14 protein-coding genes and 1 pseudogene are annotated in these 15,970 nt (G+C 70.2%); 4 read left to right on the top strand and 11 right to left on the bottom strand.

Annotated features, from left to right (window positions below):
• Window positions 1-9: 9 nt before the first annotated feature.
• A complete protein-coding gene (locus O3X23_RS29150; RefSeq protein ID WP_269274666.1) occupies window positions 10-1,116 on the bottom strand; it encodes an ABC transporter substrate-binding protein in 1,107 nt (368 codons plus the stop codon).
• Window positions 1,117-1,485: 369 nt separating this feature from the next.
• Here O3X23_RS29150 and O3X23_RS29145 point away from each other — a divergent pair.
• Window positions 1,486-4,736, top strand: a pseudogene (locus O3X23_RS29145) (LamG-like jellyroll fold domain-containing protein).
• Between the two features lie 216 nt (window positions 4,737-4,952).
• Here the strand turns inward: O3X23_RS29145 and O3X23_RS29140 are convergent.
• A complete protein-coding gene (locus tag O3X23_RS29140) occupies window positions 4,953-5,306 on the bottom strand; it encodes a hypothetical protein (RefSeq protein WP_269274664.1) in 354 nt (117 codons plus the stop codon).
• A gap of 273 nt (window positions 5,307-5,579) precedes the next feature.
• Between O3X23_RS29140 and O3X23_RS29135 the strand changes: the two genes are divergently transcribed.
• On the top strand, window positions 5,580-6,095 hold the full coding sequence (locus tag O3X23_RS29135) for a DinB family protein (protein ID WP_269274662.1): 516 nt from the start codon (window positions 5,580-5,582) through the stop codon (window positions 6,093-6,095).
• A gap of 25 nt (window positions 6,096-6,120) precedes the next feature.
• Here the strand turns inward: O3X23_RS29135 and O3X23_RS29130 are convergent, their stop codons facing one another.
• From O3X23_RS29130 to O3X23_RS29120, 3 genes are all read right to left on the bottom strand, one after another.
• On the bottom strand, window positions 6,121-6,663 hold the full coding sequence (locus tag O3X23_RS29130) for a hypothetical protein (protein WP_269274798.1): 543 nt from the start codon (window positions 6,661-6,663) through the stop codon (window positions 6,121-6,123).
• A 112-nt stretch (window positions 6,664-6,775) separates the two neighbouring features.
• Complete coding sequence (locus O3X23_RS29125; RefSeq protein WP_269274660.1) at window positions 6,776-7,174, bottom strand: VOC family protein; 399 nt, start codon at window positions 7,172-7,174, stop codon at window positions 6,776-6,778.
• Between the two features lie 179 nt (window positions 7,175-7,353).
• Window positions 7,354-7,737: a hypothetical protein gene (locus O3X23_RS29120; protein WP_269274658.1), complete on the bottom strand. Its 384-nt coding sequence runs from the start codon at window positions 7,735-7,737 to the stop codon at window positions 7,354-7,356.
• A gap of 201 nt (window positions 7,738-7,938) precedes the next feature.
• On the opposite strand from O3X23_RS29120, the gene O3X23_RS29115 reads away from it, so the two are divergent.
• Window positions 7,939-8,478: a CchlQ gene (locus O3X23_RS29115; protein ID WP_269274656.1), complete on the top strand. Its 540-nt coding sequence runs from the start codon at window positions 7,939-7,941 to the stop codon at window positions 8,476-8,478.
• Between the two features lie 795 nt (window positions 8,479-9,273).
• On the opposite strand, the gene O3X23_RS29110 is transcribed toward O3X23_RS29115, so the two are convergent.
• Window positions 9,274-10,209 carry a LysR family transcriptional regulator gene (locus O3X23_RS29110; RefSeq protein ID WP_269274654.1) on the bottom strand — a complete coding sequence of 312 codons (936 nt, stop codon included), beginning with the start codon at window positions 10,207-10,209 and terminating at the stop codon, window positions 9,274-9,276.
• A 127-nt stretch (window positions 10,210-10,336) separates the two neighbouring features.
• On the opposite strand from O3X23_RS29110, the gene O3X23_RS29105 reads away from it, so the two are divergent.
• Window positions 10,337-11,581 carry an MFS transporter gene (locus O3X23_RS29105; RefSeq protein WP_269274652.1) on the top strand — a complete coding sequence of 415 codons (1,245 nt, stop codon included), beginning with the start codon at window positions 10,337-10,339 and terminating at the stop codon, window positions 11,579-11,581.
• A 65-nt stretch (window positions 11,582-11,646) separates the two neighbouring features.
• Here the strand turns inward: O3X23_RS29105 and O3X23_RS29100 are convergent, their stop codons facing one another.
• From O3X23_RS29100 to O3X23_RS29080, 5 genes are all read right to left on the bottom strand, one after another.
• Window positions 11,647-12,063: a nuclear transport factor 2 family protein gene (locus O3X23_RS29100; protein ID WP_269274650.1), complete on the bottom strand. Its 417-nt coding sequence runs from the start codon at window positions 12,061-12,063 to the stop codon at window positions 11,647-11,649.
• Window positions 12,064-12,266: 203 nt separating this feature from the next.
• Window positions 12,267-12,992, bottom strand: coding sequence for a dienelactone hydrolase family protein (locus tag O3X23_RS29095; protein ID WP_269274648.1), 726 nt, complete (start codon window positions 12,990-12,992; stop codon window positions 12,267-12,269).
• Between the two features lie 84 nt (window positions 12,993-13,076).
• A complete protein-coding gene (locus tag O3X23_RS29090) occupies window positions 13,077-13,343 on the bottom strand; it encodes a hypothetical protein (protein WP_269274646.1) in 267 nt (88 codons plus the stop codon).
• Between the two features lie 148 nt (window positions 13,344-13,491).
• Window positions 13,492-14,463 carry a formylglycine-generating enzyme family protein gene (locus O3X23_RS29085; protein ID WP_269274644.1) on the bottom strand — a complete coding sequence of 324 codons (972 nt, stop codon included), beginning with the start codon at window positions 14,461-14,463 and terminating at the stop codon, window positions 13,492-13,494.
• A 100-nt stretch (window positions 14,464-14,563) separates the two neighbouring features.
• Complete coding sequence (locus O3X23_RS29080; protein WP_269274642.1) at window positions 14,564-15,907, bottom strand: sulfatase family protein; 1,344 nt, start codon at window positions 15,905-15,907, stop codon at window positions 14,564-14,566.
• Window positions 15,908-15,970: the final 63 nt, after the last annotated feature.

The raw sequence follows: 15,970 nt of genomic DNA, 5'->3' as shown, positions 1-15,970 counted from the left end.
GCGTGGCGCTCAACCGCTGTGCAGGATGCGGAAGCGACGGGGTTCCGCCGGATCGCGATCAACCACCTGGACGGGCGGCCAGGCCCATTGCCAGACGCTGATGCCCGGCGTGCGGGAGAACCGGATCCGGCCGCGGGTGCCCTCGATGGCGATGTGCGCCCAGGATTCGGCGGTGCGCGTCCGGTCCGCGCCGTGCGAACGCAGCACCTCGGCGAGGACGGCGACCGTGTCGTAGCCCTCGAAGGCGACGAAGGAGGGTGCTTCGGTCAGTTGACCGCGAAGGGCCGTCTCGACACGTGCACCCAGGGGGCCGAGGCGCTCGGGCAGGTAGCGCAGGAACGGGATCCCGGCGCCGTCGTCGCCCAGCAGCGTCGCCCATTCGGCGAACTCCGGCTGCCCCGCCGGAGCGCCCAGCGTGATCCCGGTGAGGCGCTGGTCGCTGCGGACGGCCTGGACGATCGGGACGGCCGGCTCCGGGTGGCCGACCAGAAGGAGGAGGGCCGTCGCGCGGTGGTCGACGAGTTCGTCGCACACCGCCGTGGGGGCGAGCGCACGCGCGTCGAGTTCGATGACGGTGCCGCCGTATGGAGCGACATGGTCCCGCAGAATGCGGGTCCCGGACGCCCAGTAGACACTCGGCTCGACTGCGACGGCGATGCGACGGTGCCCCGCGCCGAGGAGGAAGTCCGCGTAGATCTGCCAGCCGTGGGACTGCGCCGGGGCGAGGCGCGCGACCCACGGTGTCGGCCGGTCGGTGAGCGCGTCGAGCACCGCCGACGAGCAGAGGAACGGCAGGCCCAGGGCGTCGGCCCTGGCGGCAGCGGCGCGAGCGACGACGCTGTGGTACTCGCCGGCCAAGGCGGCGACGCCCAGACGAGCCAGTTCGTCCACGGCCGCTGCGGCCCGCTGTGGGTCGGCAGCGGTGTCCCGGACGAGCAGTTCGAGCGGTCGTCCCGCGATCCCGCCGGCGTCGTTGATGTCGCGCACCGCCAACTCTATTCCTGCCAGCAGGTGTTGGCCGGCCTCGATCCAGCCGGGTCGGGTGAGCGGTACGAGAGCTCCGATCCGCACGGAGGGTCCGTCGCTCTGTCCTGATGGCCGTAGTGGCGTGCTCATGCGACGGCGTCCCCCGTGTGGCGGTTCTGTTGGTGGCTGCGCGGCTGCGGCGGCCGGGGGCCCGGCGGGCCCCGCTCTCCGACCCAGGCTGATCTTTACAACGATATACACCTGATGGGCGGAACCGGGCAAGACCGGTGCACGACGTTTCTCGTCGCGGTCCCTCCGTCGATGCTACCGAGCCGCGATGAACGCGCAAGCAATGCTGGTCCACCCGATCCAAGCGTGCGCGATCTCTAGACAGACGTCGGTCCTCGTGCTGTCATTTCGCTGCACCAACGTTTCCAACGTTGAACAACTGTTGTCTCCCACTCCCTCAACACCACCCCCGACTCGGTGCACCATCACCTCTGCGCGAGGAACGAGCCCATGACACGACCGTCCCCCCGCCATCGATCCCTCCTCTGGGCGGTGCTGCTCATCGCAGCACTGGTACTGCCCGTGAGCGGCCTGGCCCCCCTTGCTTCGGCCGCCGAGCCGGCCACGCCCACGAGCAGCCCGACGCCCACCGTGCACGGCCTGAAGGGTGAGTACTTCCGGATGTCCGCCCCGGGCGCCCGTGACTTCGCCGAACTCGGCGGTGTGTCGCTCGATCCACAGATCGACCTTCCGGGTCTGGCGGGCACCTTCGAGGCCCTGACCGGACGCCAGGAGAACACCACTGCCCGCTGGACCGGGCAGATCCAAGCTCCGGCCACCGGTGACTACACGTTCCACGCCATCGGCGACAACGGCTTCCGGCTGTTCATCGACGGCGCGGCGGTGATCGATCACTGGGTGCCGGACTGGGACAAGGAGCAGACCAGCGCCGTCGTCAGGCTGGCCGCGGGGGAGCCGCACGACTTCCGACTGGAGATGTTCCAGGACGTCGGCGGGGCCAACATGTTCCTGCGGTGGTCGAGCCCGGCGCTCGCCAAGCAGATCGTGCCGGAATCCGCGTTCACCCCGCCGGCCGGTTTCGAGGTCTACCCGGTGGCCCTGTCCGTCGCTGCGGACGGCCTGCACGTCACGGCGACGTTCGACGACAAGGTCACAGCCGTGGGCGCGGCCAAGGACCACCTGAAGGTGGAGGCCGACACCTCGCCCATACCGGTGAAGTCCCTGGCCGTGAAGCGCGGTGACGCGCACTCCCTGGTCGCGACCCTGACGGCCCCGGTCCAGAAGGACCAGAAGGTGCGCGTCAGTTACGACGGGGAGGGCGGCCTCAAGGTCGGCACCGACACGGTCCCGCAGATCATCCGATCGGCCCAGAACGCCTCGACGCACCGCCTGACGACCTCCTGGGGCGATCAGCTCGACGAGAAGAACCCGCTGCCGGAGTACCCCCGCCCGCAGCAGGTCCGCACCCAGTGGAAGAACCTCAACGGACCCTGGCAGTTCGCCGGCGCGACCGCGGGCGAACAGCCCGTCTTCGGCAAGAACCTCAGCGAGAAGATCATCGTGCCGTTCCCCGTCGAGTCGCAGCTCTCCGGGCTCGAACGGCACGAGGACCACATGTTCTACCGCAAGCTCGTCACCGTCCCCGCCAACTGGAAGGTCGGCCACGGCAACCGGCTGAAGCTGAACTTCGGCGCCGTCGACTACCAGGCCCGTGTGTGGGTCAACGGGAAGCTGGTCACCGAGCACACGGGCGGCTACACGGGCTTCAGCGTTGACGTCACCGACGCACTGCGGGGCAGCGGACCCCAGGAGATCGTGGTTGCCGCCACCGACACCGGTGGGGCCAACCAGCCGGTCGGCAAGCAGTCCACTCACCCGGGCGGCATCGTCTACACCCAGTCGTCCGGCATCTGGCAGACCGTCTGGATGGAGCCGGTCGCCACGACCTCCATCGACAGCCTGGTCACCACGCCCGACATCGACACCAGCGCCCTGGCCGTCACCGTCGAGGCACCGGGAGCCTCCGCCGGCGCCCGGGCCAAGGTCGTCGCGCGTGACGCCAAGGGCCGGACCGTCGGCACGGTCACCGGACCGGCCAACAGCCCGCTGCGTCTGCCGGTCGCCAACCAGCACCTGTGGACCCCCGACGACCCCTACCTCTACGACCTGAAGGTCACCCTGACGGACGGCAGGTCCTCGGACACCGTCAGCAGCTACTTCGGAATGCGCAAGATCGGCATCACCACGGTCGGCGGCTACCAGAAGCTCGTGCTCAACGGGAAGCCGATCTTCTCCCTCGCCATGCTGGACCAGGGGTTCTGGCCCGACGGCCTCTACACGCAGCCCAGTGACGCGGCTCTCGCCTTCGACCTGAAGGCGCAGAAGAACCTCGGCTTCAACGCGGTGCGCAAGCACATCAAGGTCGAATCGCCGCGCTGGTACTACCACGCCGACCAACTGGGCCTGCTGGTCTGGCAGGACTTCGTCTCCGGCGACTTCAACAACGCCGCCGGACAGAAGGCCTTCACCGACGAGGGCCGCGCGGAGATGAAGCAACTGCACAACTCGCCCTCCGTCATCGGCTGGATCGTGTTCAACGAGGGCTGGGGGGAGTGGAACCGCGAGGAGACCGGTCGGATCGCCGACAGCGTCAAGGCCGCCGACCCCAGCCGCATCGTCAACGCCCACAGCGGTGTGAACTGCTGTGCCTCCAAGGGGGACTCCGGCAAGGGCGACATCATCGATCACCACGACTACAACAACACCGAACCGCCCTTCCCCGACAACCGCGCGGCGATGGACGGCGAACACGGCGGCTTCACCCTCCGTACCGCCGGCCACATGTGGCCCGGCGCTCCCGCGGTGATCTACAGCGGCGTCGCGGACAAGGCAGCGCTGACCCGGAAGTACGTCGACAACACCCGCACGTTCTACCTCGAAGCAGCGGGGGCGGAGCTGTCCGGATCGGTGTACACCCAGGTCACCGACCTCGAGAACGAACTCAACGGCCTCTACACCTACGATCGCCGGGAACTCAAGGTCGATGCGGCGGCCGTGCGGGACATCAACCGTCAGGTCATCGCGGCCGGCGCTGCCGCGGGGACGCGGGACGCGCTGCACGGGGGGCGTCCTGGTCGCTGAACGAGGGCACGGGCGCCACGGCGGCCGACACCGGCCCCAACCACAGCCCGCTCGCCCTGGCCACCGGAACGACCTGGGCCCCGGGCATCAGCGGAACGGGTCTGAAGTTCAACGGGCAGGGCCAGTACGCCCAGACGGCGCAGACGGTCGTCGATACCACCAAGAGCTACTCCGTCTCGGCCTGGGTCACCCTCGACGCGATCCCGGGCAACTACGCGACGATCGTCAGCCAGGACGGCCGCCGCACCGAGAACCCCTTCTACCTGCAGTACGGCCAGGGCGCCTTCGCCTTCAGCACGCCGGGCGGTCACCGGGCCCGGCTGGTGACCCAGCCGGAGCTGGGCCGCTGGTACCACCTCACCGGAGTGCGGGACACGACCGCCAACGAACTGAAGCTGTACCTCGACGGCCAACTGGTCGCCACGACGGAGCCCGGCTCCGCGGACGTCAGTACCGGTCCGCTCTCCGTGGGCCGCGCCAAATACGCGGGCCAGAACGGCGACTACTGGAACGGTTCCATCGACGAGGTGCGCGTCTACGACCGTGCGCTCACCGCTGAGGAGGTGGCCGCTCTGCACGGCGCGCCGGCCACCAAATAGCCCGGTCGGCACGCTTCCCCACCATGCCTGTCCGGCGAGCGAGATGCCCTTCGGCCCCGCTGCCTCAAGAGCATGACGCAGGCCGCGCGTGTCCCCGTCGCTCCGGCACCCTCGAGGTGCCGGACCGGCGGGGCCGCGCCGTGAAGGGAGCCGGCGCCGGGGCGGTCCGGGTTGCGCCCCTACCGGCCGTCGCCGCTTCGGCGGGTGCGCGGCTGGTCAGGAGGCGGCCTCATCCGCGATGTCGTAGAGGGGAGCGCGCTGCCAGCGAAGCCCGGCGCCCTCCGTCTCCGTGGGCACCAAGAGGTGCGCGCCAGGGAGGAACGACGTGGCGGCGATGGCCTTCAGCAGGGATTGGACCAGGGCGGTGCCCTCTTCTTCGGAGACAGTGGCGGTAGCTGAGCCGCTGCCCCGAATCTGGTGGCGGACCTCATCCCGCTGATCGGCCAGGGTGAAGGTGAGATATTGGGACGCATGAGGCTCCCAGGTGACTTGCACGATGGTGTCGGCCCGCACCAGCCGGTTGCCGAAGGCCACGCTCTGCGCCCGCACCCACACGTCCTGTTTCCCCACCAGTCCTCGCCCCCGAAATCGATCGCTGTGCTTACGGCCTGATTGTGCGGTGCTCCGGCCGGGCGGGGGACCGGACTTGGGGAGAGGTTTAGCGAGCGGACGGGGTGCTTGTCATGGCCGGGCGCGCGCTCCCGCCCGACGGCCGGCGCACAGGGCACCTCTCTCACGTGCGGATTCCGTGCCCGGGGCGGGTAGCCGTCGCCCCGGAGCAGGGGCTCGGCGCTGGTCCTAACCTTGTCGACACCCCATCCGTGATGGTGCAGACTGCCCGCGATGACTCAACGAACCGACACGCCTCCCACCTGGGACGAGCGCACGCAACTGGCCACCTTCCTGGACTACGCCCGTGACACGGCGCGAGCCAAATGCGAGGACGTGTCCGCGGAGGACGCCCGCAGGGCCCCGCTCCCGCATTCCCCGCTGATGACGATATGCGGGCTGATCAACCATCTGCGGTGGGTCGAGTACTACTGGGTCCAAGTGATGTTCCTGGGAGAAGAACAGGCGGGGCCGCTCACGGACGCCACCGACGACGACCCCGATCCGGAAATGCGGACGGCGGTCGATATCCCGTTGCCCCAGCTTCTCGCCGAGTACGAGGAGCAGAGTGCCCGCTATCGCCGCCTGCTGTCAGACCACGACTTGGACTCGACGGCCAAGCGCCCCATCAGAGACGGCCGTCACGTGGACCTCCGCTGGGTGCTCCTCCACCTCATCGAAGAGATCTCCCGGCACAACGGCCACCTCGATATCGTGCGCGAACTCGTCGACGGACGGACCGGAGTCTGAGGCTCGACGGGGAAGCAGGGCGTGGTCACCGATGATCACGTTCTGCGGTAGGCGGGGAACTGACGGATTCGGGTGGGGCAGCGCGTTGCACCACGTAGGTGTTCCCGCTGTCGGGATCTCCGAAGAAGAAGAACAACTCCAACGCCTGGCGCGCATCGCGACGGACGGAGAAGTGCCAGGTGTACCTCGCAGGCGGTTCCGGGGTCCAAGCGGCAGTAGGCGTCCCGGGAACGCGTGTCTCGACCTTGGTCCGGGTCGCCATGGCAACCTGTAGGTCCTGGCCGGCGGCTGGGTCGGTCAGTTCCCAGGTCCCCGTGCCGGAAAGACGCCAGCCGGCGTCGAAATCGAAGTCATGGCCGTCGAGCCGCTGGAAGAGGGCCGTTCCGTCGGGGCGAAGTGACAGTCGCGTACCTCCGACACCCTGCCAAACCCCTTGGGCCTCGGCCACCGTGGCGCCATGGAAGCCCGAGCCCTCGTAGTACTGGTGCGGGCCCGCGCAGGCACTCACCGCGGTCAACGCCACCGCCGCGCCCGCAAGCGCCCGCCCCAGTACCGCCCTCTTGCCCACCGTCAAGGCCTCCCGACCGCCGCCGCGGCCAGCCTGATGGGCAGCTGCGATCCGCACAGCCTGTCAGAAATATTGAACGTGTTCAACTAGATGGGTTCTCGGGTCCTCGCCGTCATTTGGCGATCTCCCAGATGTGGCCGCCGGGGTCCCGGAAGCTGGCGGTTCGGATCCCCCACGGCCGGTCGATCGGGCCGTTCAGCAGGGTCACGCCGCGGGCGGACAGCGTTGCGCACATGGCGTCCACATCGTCCACGGGGAGGGTGAGCTGGAGGCGGGATCCGACGTTCGGTTCGCCGACAGGTGCCGGGCTGATCAGCGCGTGTGCTGCGGGAGTCCTCAGCAAGTTGATGAGTGTGTTGCCGAAGTCGAACACGGCGGAGTTGTCATCCTCGAAGGCCAGCGGAAGGCCGAAGACCTCGAGGTAGAACCGCTTCGTCTCCTCCAGGTCCTCGACGAACAGGGTGATGGCACTGATGCCCGTGGGCCATGGCGAATCGTTGGTGGGGTTCACAACTACAAAGGATCTAACGAGAGTTCCGGCTGTGTACAGGGGCGGCCGGGGTCGTCTCACGAACAGGACGCTTTGCGGAAGCCCGGAAGCCCGGAAGCCCGGAAGGCCGAGAGCCCGGAAGGCCGAGAGCCCGGACGTCCGAGAGCGGCCCCTCCGGCCGACCGGGACCCGCACCCGCCTCAGGTCGGCTCCACCTGCCGGTGCTCCTCGCCCATCGCTCCCGGGCTGGTGAAGTCGGGGCTGGTGAAGGCCGGTGCGCTGTAACCCGGTTCGCTCGCGGAGGAGGCCGCCAGCGCCACTCCGGTGAGCGGCGGGACCTCGTACTCGGGCACCTCGAAGTCGTCCATGACCGACGGGCTGTCAGGACTGCTGAAGCCGGGGCTGGAGAAACCCGGGCTGGAGAAGCTGTGTTCCTCTTCCTCCTGGTGCTGCCCGGCCTGCTGTTCGGATGGTCCGGAGAGATCTCTTTCCTCGGCCATGCCTGTCTCCTTGGCTGCGGTGGCGCGCTCGGCACCGGCGGACGCCGGACCGATGGTGGCCACGCTCTCCGCCTGCCCCGTCATGGGCGGCCCATAGGGGGCAGCTCACACAAGAGTTCGGGTACGTGGTCAATGTATGGCGTGGCAATCCGATTTGGTCATCAGCATGATGGGTCATCCCCACTGTGGGCCGAGAACGTGGGGGGTGGGGCTCAATTCCATCGAGCCCCACCACGTTCCGCCACCTGCGCAGCCTACGGCTCACGGGTTCACGGTTGCCCGGAGTTGCGGGACATCGAAGGCCTGGGACGCCTCTTCCCGGACCTGGTCCGCTTGGACCTGCGCACACGCCAGGAACACCGTCGCGGCCTCCAGGCGCGCCGCAGGGACGTGTACACGGAGTTCATCGCGGCGGCCGGCGCGGCCCACACCGAACTGCGGCGTCTCGCGCAGGGCGGCGCCGGGGCGGCCGATCTGGAGGCGGCGAGTCGCGAAGCGCTGACGGACGCCCGCATATACGAGGTGCGGGAGCGTCTCTTCCTCGACGCCAGCGCCCGGATCGCAGCCACGGGACAGACCATGTTCGAACGCCTCCGCGCCCTCCGAAAGGCCGTCGCTGCGGGCGCCGGCATCTCGACCCCCGCATTCCACGACATCTACCACCCCTACCTGGACGCCGTCTGGGCCTACCGCGAGGCCGTCCGCGACGAACTGGAGGGCCACGCCCTCACCCCGACCGACTTCGGCTGGTCCGCATGGGACGGCCGCGAACGCTGCCCGCACTGCGAGGAGCGCGCGACACCCCCACCGCCCGACCAGCCCTGACCCCACCCCACGAGAGGGCGGAACCCCGCGTGGCCACCCGCAGCGCGGCGATCTTCCGCCCCTGCCCCTCGCCTGTCAGCGATATGGAGTCCGGCCAGGCACATGGTCGCGGTTGTCAGTCCCCCGCGCGACCGGCCGATGGCGTGATCGTGCGGCTCGGCCGCCTGGGCCCCGTTATCCGCCGAGGACGCTCTTGCAGGCGCGGACCACGTCCGGCGCGAGGCCCGAACTGCGGCCTTGGGCGCAGAGATCCGGCTGGTGGACCGGTGGCCGGGCCGCCGGGGTCCATCGCCGCGGGGCGGTCCGTCGTACGGTCGTCCTCCGCGGCTTCCGGGGTGGAGCCGCCCGCACGCGGGCCGGAGCCCGTACCTTCGCCGGCGCGGCCTCCGGGGCGCGGGCTACCGAGGGTGGGGAGGGTGGTGGCGTGCTGCTTCCCGCGAAGCCCAACGCTGTGGTGTCGGCCGGGTGGTCGACGTCCAGGAGGAGCGGGCCCGCTGCCGGTGCATCAGCCGCTGGAGCCGGCGCCGGAACCGCGTCGCGGTCGGCAGGGGGGACCGTCATGCAGCCGCACAGCAGGCTCGGAAGCACGACGACCAGCAGCGCAGCCCGGGGGAAACGGAAGATCATCGACCTACTGTGGCCCATCGGCACGGCGGCAGCCATGGACCAAGGGCAGGACCACCCCGACGGGTGAGCCCCCGGTGTGATGCGACGTGCGGGCGTTGACGATCGTGCAGCACCCGGGTTGGTCACCTTCCGCCGATCCGGCTACGACGATCACGGAGGCGGTGGCGTTCAGCGGGGGCTGACCCAGCGCGGCACCCAGGTCTCGGCGTCGTCGTGGCGAGCCGCTGTGGGGGCGAGGTGAGTGCGGAGGGTGGCCAGCGCGGGGTGGGGGTTGTCGCGGTGCCAGAGGAGTGAGTGCGGGTAGACGGGCGTCGGGTCGGTCACCGGGATGCGGCGCAGGCCGTGGCCGGCCGGCCAGACGAGGCGGGTGTGCTCACCCATGAAGGTGGCGAGGGCAGGGGTGTCGGCGATGGTGTCGAGGAGTGCGTCGGAGCCGAAGTTGGGGCCGGTCGCCTCGATGGTGAGGCCGAACTCGGCGACGAGGTCGTCGTAGTAGACGGCCCATTCGGTACCGGGAACGATGCCGGGCATCCAGATCCGGTGCCCGGTGAGCTGAGCGACGGTCACGGACCGGGCGCTCGCCAACACGTGGGCGGGGCCGGTGAGGAGCTGGAGCGGCTCGTCGAGTACTCGGACGGACTCGATGTCCTCGGGAAGCGGCCGGCCGGGCACGCCGACGGCACGGAAGGACGCGTCGATCGCACCGGAGCGGATGGCGGCGACGGCCGCTTCCATGTCGAACAACATCAGCACGTCGAGCTCGATGTCGGGGTGTGCGCGGTGGAAGCCGCGCAAGAGGCCCGACTGCGCGCTGCGCGAGGTGATCACGTCGACCCGTAGCGGACGCCGGCCGGTGTGCACGGACGCGACCGCGCGCTCGGCGACGCGCAGCAGCTCGCGCGCGTGGGGCAGGAACGCCTGCCCGTCGATGGTGAGCTCGGCCCCACGCGGGGTGCGCGTGAACAACCGCACACCGAGTCGGCGCTCCAGCGTGGCGATGCGCTTGGAGACGGCCTGCTGGGTGACTGCCAGCTCGGCTGCGGCCTCCTGGAACTGCCCCGCGTCGGCGGCGGCGACAAAGGTCCGGACGGTGTCGAGGTCCATGCCGTCACCCTATGTCCACAACGATTGGTTGTGGGAAGGCGCCCACGTGGTTGTTTGACCCCAGGCCATAACGCTCGCTTTGCTGCTTCAGGTCGCACATAGGTTGTTCGGATTCGGGGGTCGCGGGATGACGCACGGGCATCGGCTGGGGCGGCGGTTCGGGTGGCTGTGGGGGGCGTACGGCACCAGCGCGCTCGGCACCTGGCTGGCCTTCGGCGCGTTCCCGCTGATCGCCATTCGTGAGCTGCACGCCGGACCCGCCGAGGTCGCCGTGCTCGCCTCCGTGGGCTCCGCGGTGGGCGCGGCCGTGGCGGTGCCGCTCGGCCCGTGGGTGGAGTTCCGCCGCAAGCGGCCGGTGCTGATCGCGATGGACCTGGTGCGGTGCGCGGCGCTGCTGACGATCCCCGCCGCGTTCGCGCTCGGGGTCCTCACGTTCCTTCAGCTCCTGCTGGTCGCGGTCGTCGTCGCGGCGGCCGACATCACCTTCCGCGCGGCCTCCGGCGCGTACCTGAAGACGCTGCTGCCGGCCGAGGACCTGCTCGTCGCCAACGCACGATTCGAGTCCATGGCCTGGACGACCACGATCATCGGACCGCCGCTGGGCGGTGCGGCGATCGGGCTCCTGGGTCTGGTGGCGACCGTGGTGGCCGACGCCGTCAGTTACCTGCTCTCGGCTCTGGGTATCCGGGCGACGGGCGGGCACGAGCCGCCGCCCGAGCACCGGGAAGCCGCGCGCATGCGGGCGCGGGACCTGCTCGACGGTTGGCGCTACATCCTCGCCGACCCGACGCTGCGCCCGCTGTTCTTCAACACCGCCGTGTTCAACGGCCTGGTGATGGCCGCGCAGCCGCTGCTGGCCGTCCTGATGCTCGGCCGGCTCGGGTTCACCCCGTGGCAGTACGGCGTCGCCTTCGCCGCCCCCGCGATCGGCGGGCTGCTGGGTTCCCGGCTGGCCGGGCCGCTCGTCGCACGGTTCGGGCAGCACCGGGTCCTGGTCGCGGCCGGGACGCTGCGCGCGCTGTGGCCGATCGGCCTGGCCTTCCTGGGCCCCGGCGCAGGCGGGCTGCTGCTGGTGATGGGCGTCGAACTCGGGCTCATCTTCTGCTGCGGGATCTTCAACCCCGTCCACGCCACCTACCGGCTCCAACGCACCGCGACCGACCGGGTCACCCGCACGCTGACCGCCTGGGCCGTGACGACCAAGGCCTCGGCCGCGCTCCTCACGGCCGTCTGGGGCGTGCTGGGCACCCTGCTCGGCCCTCGCACGGCCATCGGTCTGGCCGGGGTGCTCCTGCTGGCGACCCCGCTCCTGCTTCCCCGCCGCGCGGCAGCGCTTCCCGCCGAGCCGGCACCGGCACCGGGGCGCGCCTGACGACAACTCCACAGACGGGGAGGACGTCCCCTCGCCGACGCAGCATGACCCACCGACCCGGCGAACTATCCCGGCGAGCTCGTACAGGCGCTGGCGATCACCTTGGTGTCCCAGTAGAAGGGGTGCACTTCCGTGATGCGGCCGTCCACGACGGTGATCGTCTGCAACATCGGGAAGTCGAGCTCCTGACCCGCGGGGCGGGCACGAGCATGGACCTGAGTCAGCACCACCACAGTGCCCTCCGTAGCCAAGAACTTCTGGTCCACCATCTCGAACGACTCCCACGCCCGGCTCATGGTGACGAAGAACCGCTCCATGCCGTCATGACCACGCCATACGCCGCCGTAAGGCAGCGACTCCGCTTGGTGCAACACGACATCGGCGGCGAAGAACCGCGCGAGCGGTTCAAAGGTGGCAACGCCAGGCCCACCAGCGGCGAGGTAGCGCGCCTCGGCCGCATACATGCCTTCCAGCACAGCCATAGCATCTGTTCCTGATGTCGTCGTCATGACACCACCCTGACTCTCCGACACGGTCGACACTGGCGAATATCCGACGTGGAGGTTCGCGCGGTCATGCTGCCCCGCAGGCAGATATGCCCAAAGAGCGACCGTGTCGACGATGAGAAGTGACCGACCCCACCAGACGGCACCCAGCATCTCACCGACCCGGCGAACCTATGCGGTCACAGGACTACGGGCATGCACTGGGCGAGCAGGTCGACGATGTCGCGCCAGGCTCGGTGAGCGTGCTGCGGGTGGTGGCCGATGCCGGGGAGCACGGCGTGGTCGACCGACGGGTGATGAAAGGCGTGCAGGGCTCCGCCGTAGATCATGAGGCGCCAGTCGACGCCCGCGGCCTGCATCTCGGCGGCGAAGGCGTCCCGTTGCCGGGCAGGCATGATCGGATCCTCCGATCCGACGCCGGCCCATACGGGGCAACGGATGCGCGCCGCCTCGCCCGGCCGGCCCGTGGTCAGTGCGTTGACCGTCCCGATCGCGCGCAGGTCTACGCCGTCACGCCCGAGTTCCAGCACGATCGCACCCCCGGTGCCGTAGCCGATAGCGGCTATCTGCTCGGGGTCGGTTCGCGGTTCGGCGCGCAGTACGTCCAGCGCCGCGTGGCCCATGTCCCGCATGCGGTCGGGGTCGGCGAGCAGGGGCATCACGCGAGCCAGCATCTCCTGTGGGTCGGTGAACCAGCGGCCGCCGTGCAGGTCGAAGGCCAGCGCCACGTAGCCCAGTTCGGCGAGGGCGTCGGCCCGGTGGCGCTGGAAGTCGTTGAGACCCGGCCCCTCGGGCCCGATCAGGACTGCGGGCCGGCGGTCGGTACCGGCAGGGAGAGCGAGGTGGCCGATCATCGTGAGGCCGTCAGCCGGGTACTCGACAGAGCGCGTGGTGACCATCGTCATGGAACCGGACTGTAATGATGGCCGAGCCACGTGGGGGCGGACTTCACCCTCGGCAGAACAGCGAGGGGGCCCGTGGGCGGGTGGCTACCGGACGCCGCCGGGGGGCGAGCACGTGCCGCGGTCGCGCGACGTCGGAGCGGATCCGGCCCGGCAGAGGGCGCCCAGCCCGGTGTGGACCGGGTCCGGCGCCACCAGTTCGACCGTGGTCGTCGTCGTGTCCGGGTGTGCGGGCCCGGTGGGTCGGTCGTGCCTGCCGCCGTACAGGACGAGAAGCAGGATCAGGGCGATCACCGGCACGGCGATGACGGCGTAGCCGAGGGCCACCCGCACCGGATCCGTTCTGACGTACATAGAGCCCCCCGGGTCTGGAGGCCATTGTCCCGCCCAGGGGCCCGCCGCACGTGGTGTTGTGCGCTCTCGTATCCACAAGTTCCGGCGGCGGAACGGTCGACGTCACTCGGCCACGGTGCCAGACATCATGAAATGTCACGCGCCCCAGTCAGTGACGCGCTACCCGGAATCCGATGTTGCCCGTCGAGCTGTCCGGTGTGTTGGAGCTGCGGGCTCCCACCCGGTAGCGGTTGCAGTACGAGACGTGACACAGGTGGGAGCCGCCGCGCATCACCCGTGCTGTGCCGCTGGGCGGGCCGGTCGGGGAGGTGCGGGGGGCGGAGGTGTGGAAGTCGGGGCTGAACCAGTCGGCGCACCATTCCCAGACGTTGCCCACCGTGTTGAACAGGCCGAAACCGTTGGGGCGGTGGGAGCGCACCGGTGTGGTTCCGTTGCGGCTTCCGTGGCTCGACCGCGGGAAGTCTCCCTGCCAGATGGTGAGCATCTGCCTTCCGCCCGGAACCAGTTCGTCGCCCCAGGGATACCGCCGGCGCGCCAGGCCGCCCCGGGCGGCGTACTCCCACTCGGCCTCCGTGAGCAGCCGGGTGCCCGACCAGGTGCAGTAGGCGAGCGCGTCGTGCCAGGAGACGTGGACGACCGGGTGCTGCTGGATGTCCAGGAAGTGGGAGCCGGGGCCGCGCGGGGCACGCCAGTTCGCCCCGGCGACCGCCCGCCACCACGGGGTTCCGTCGACGGCGGGGGACGCGGCCCGCAGGTCCGGCGGGAGGAATCCGTCGAAGACGTAGCTGAACTCGAAGCGCTCCGCGTCGGTGACGTAGCCGGTGGCCTTCACGAACGACGCGAACTCGGCGTTGCTGACCGCTGCCGGGGCGACGGAGAAGGCGCCGACCTCGACCTCGCGCACCGGGCCCTCGCCGTCGGCCGCGACACCGTCGGGGTCGTCGGAACCCATCAGGAACGGGCCGCCCGGAAGGGCGATCAGGTGCCGCCGGGCGCGCCGGGCCGGTCCGTCGTCAGCGGCCGGAAGCGCGCGGGTGACCGGTTGCAGGTCCAGCGTGCCCCGGGCGGCCGGAGCGGCCGCGGCCGGGGCACAGCAGGAGGCGTGCGGGGTGCTGGTCATGACGTGAGCCTCCCGGTGCGGTGGGTGGTGGTCGATAGGGCGGGATGACGCGGCGCGGGCGCCGGGGCGGCGCATGGGCCGCCCCGGCACTCCGGGGCGGTCAGGCCGATCGGTCGGCCGCCAGTTGCGCGGCCAGCGCCGGAATGCCCAGCCGCCGTTCGTCGGCCGGCGTGGCTCCGGAGAGCAGGTTGGTGAGCTGGTAGGGGTCTGCCGTGAGGTCGTAGTACTCCGTGTACTGCTTGGTCGTGCTCTTGTAGGAGGACCAGGTGTGCGGGTTGCTGCCGGGTCCGCGGTGCCACCACTCGACGAGCAGGTGGTCGCGCTGTGCCGTGCCGAGCAGCGACTTCCCGTCGTGCAGCGGGTTGGGTGCGATGCCGGCCGCGTCGAGGACGGTCGGCGCGATGTCGATGTTGGCGACCAGCCGGTTGTCCACGGAGCCGGAGCCGAGACCGGCGGCCGGCCACGACACGTAGAAGGGCACCTGTACCGACGGCACGTACGGCACCGACTTGGCGCCCCAGCCGTGGTCGCTCCAGCTGTAGCCGTTGTCGCCGAGGTAGATCACCAGGGTGTTGTGGAGCTGGCCCAGGTCGGCCAGCTTGTCGTGCAGCGCCTTCACCGTGTCGTCGACGGACAGCAGGGTGCGCAGCTGGTTGCGGCGGACGGTCTGGCCGTCGGCCAGCGTGCGGTCGGCGTTCTTGATGTACGCGGGCTTGTCGCTGCGGTCCGCCTCCGGCACCGACGGGCGGCCGTTCCAAGCGGGTACCGGGGTGTTGGCGTACTTCGGTTCCGGGGTGTTCGGGCCGTGCGGGGCCTTGGGTGCCACGAAGGCGAACCAGGGGCGCTGGTCGGTCGACGCCTTGTCCAGGAACTGCAGTGCGCGGTTGCGGATGACCGTGGTGCTGTAGCCGGGCACGGTGTGCACGGTGCCGTTGTCGTTGTACGTGCCGTCGCTGTAGGTCACCGGCGCCGACAGCAGCCACTCCTCGAAGTACGGAGGGTTGTCGGTGTTGTGCCAGGCGTTGAGGTACTTGCCGAACAACCCGGTGCGGTAGCCCGCCTGTTGCAGGGAGTGCTGGAAGGTGGTCGTCTGGTCCAGGTTGTACGGGCTGCTGTTGTCGCGTACGCCGTGGTGGCGGGCGTGACGGCCACTGAAGATCGAGGCCCGGGAGGGCGCGCACAGCGGAGTGGCGGCGTGCGCCTGCGGGAAATTGACGCCGCCGTTCACCAGCCAGCCGACCGTGTTGGGTGTCGCCCACTCGGTGTGCAGCGGCTGGTCGTCGGTGAGGATCACCAGGATGTTGGGGCGGGTCGCAGCGGCCGCGGTGCCCGTCTCGGCGGCGGCCGAGCCGGCGAGGGCGGGGATGGCGCCGGCCGCCGCGACGGCGGTGGCGCCGGCGAGGAAGCCCCGCCGTCCGAGGTCCGGCTTGTCGTTCCGACTCATGGTGAAGGCCCTTCTTGTGGTGCGCCCGGCACGGCGCACGTAAGGCACGACAGGGAGGCGGGA

Origin of the sequence: Streptomyces sp. H39-S7 (genome assembly GCF_027158205.1) — a bacterium.
In the GTDB taxonomy this organism is placed as follows: domain Bacteria; phylum Actinomycetota; class Actinomycetes; order Streptomycetales; family Streptomycetaceae; genus Actinacidiphila.
Note: the sequence above shows the minus strand (reverse complement) of the source record. Positions and strands in the feature narration are given on the sequence as shown.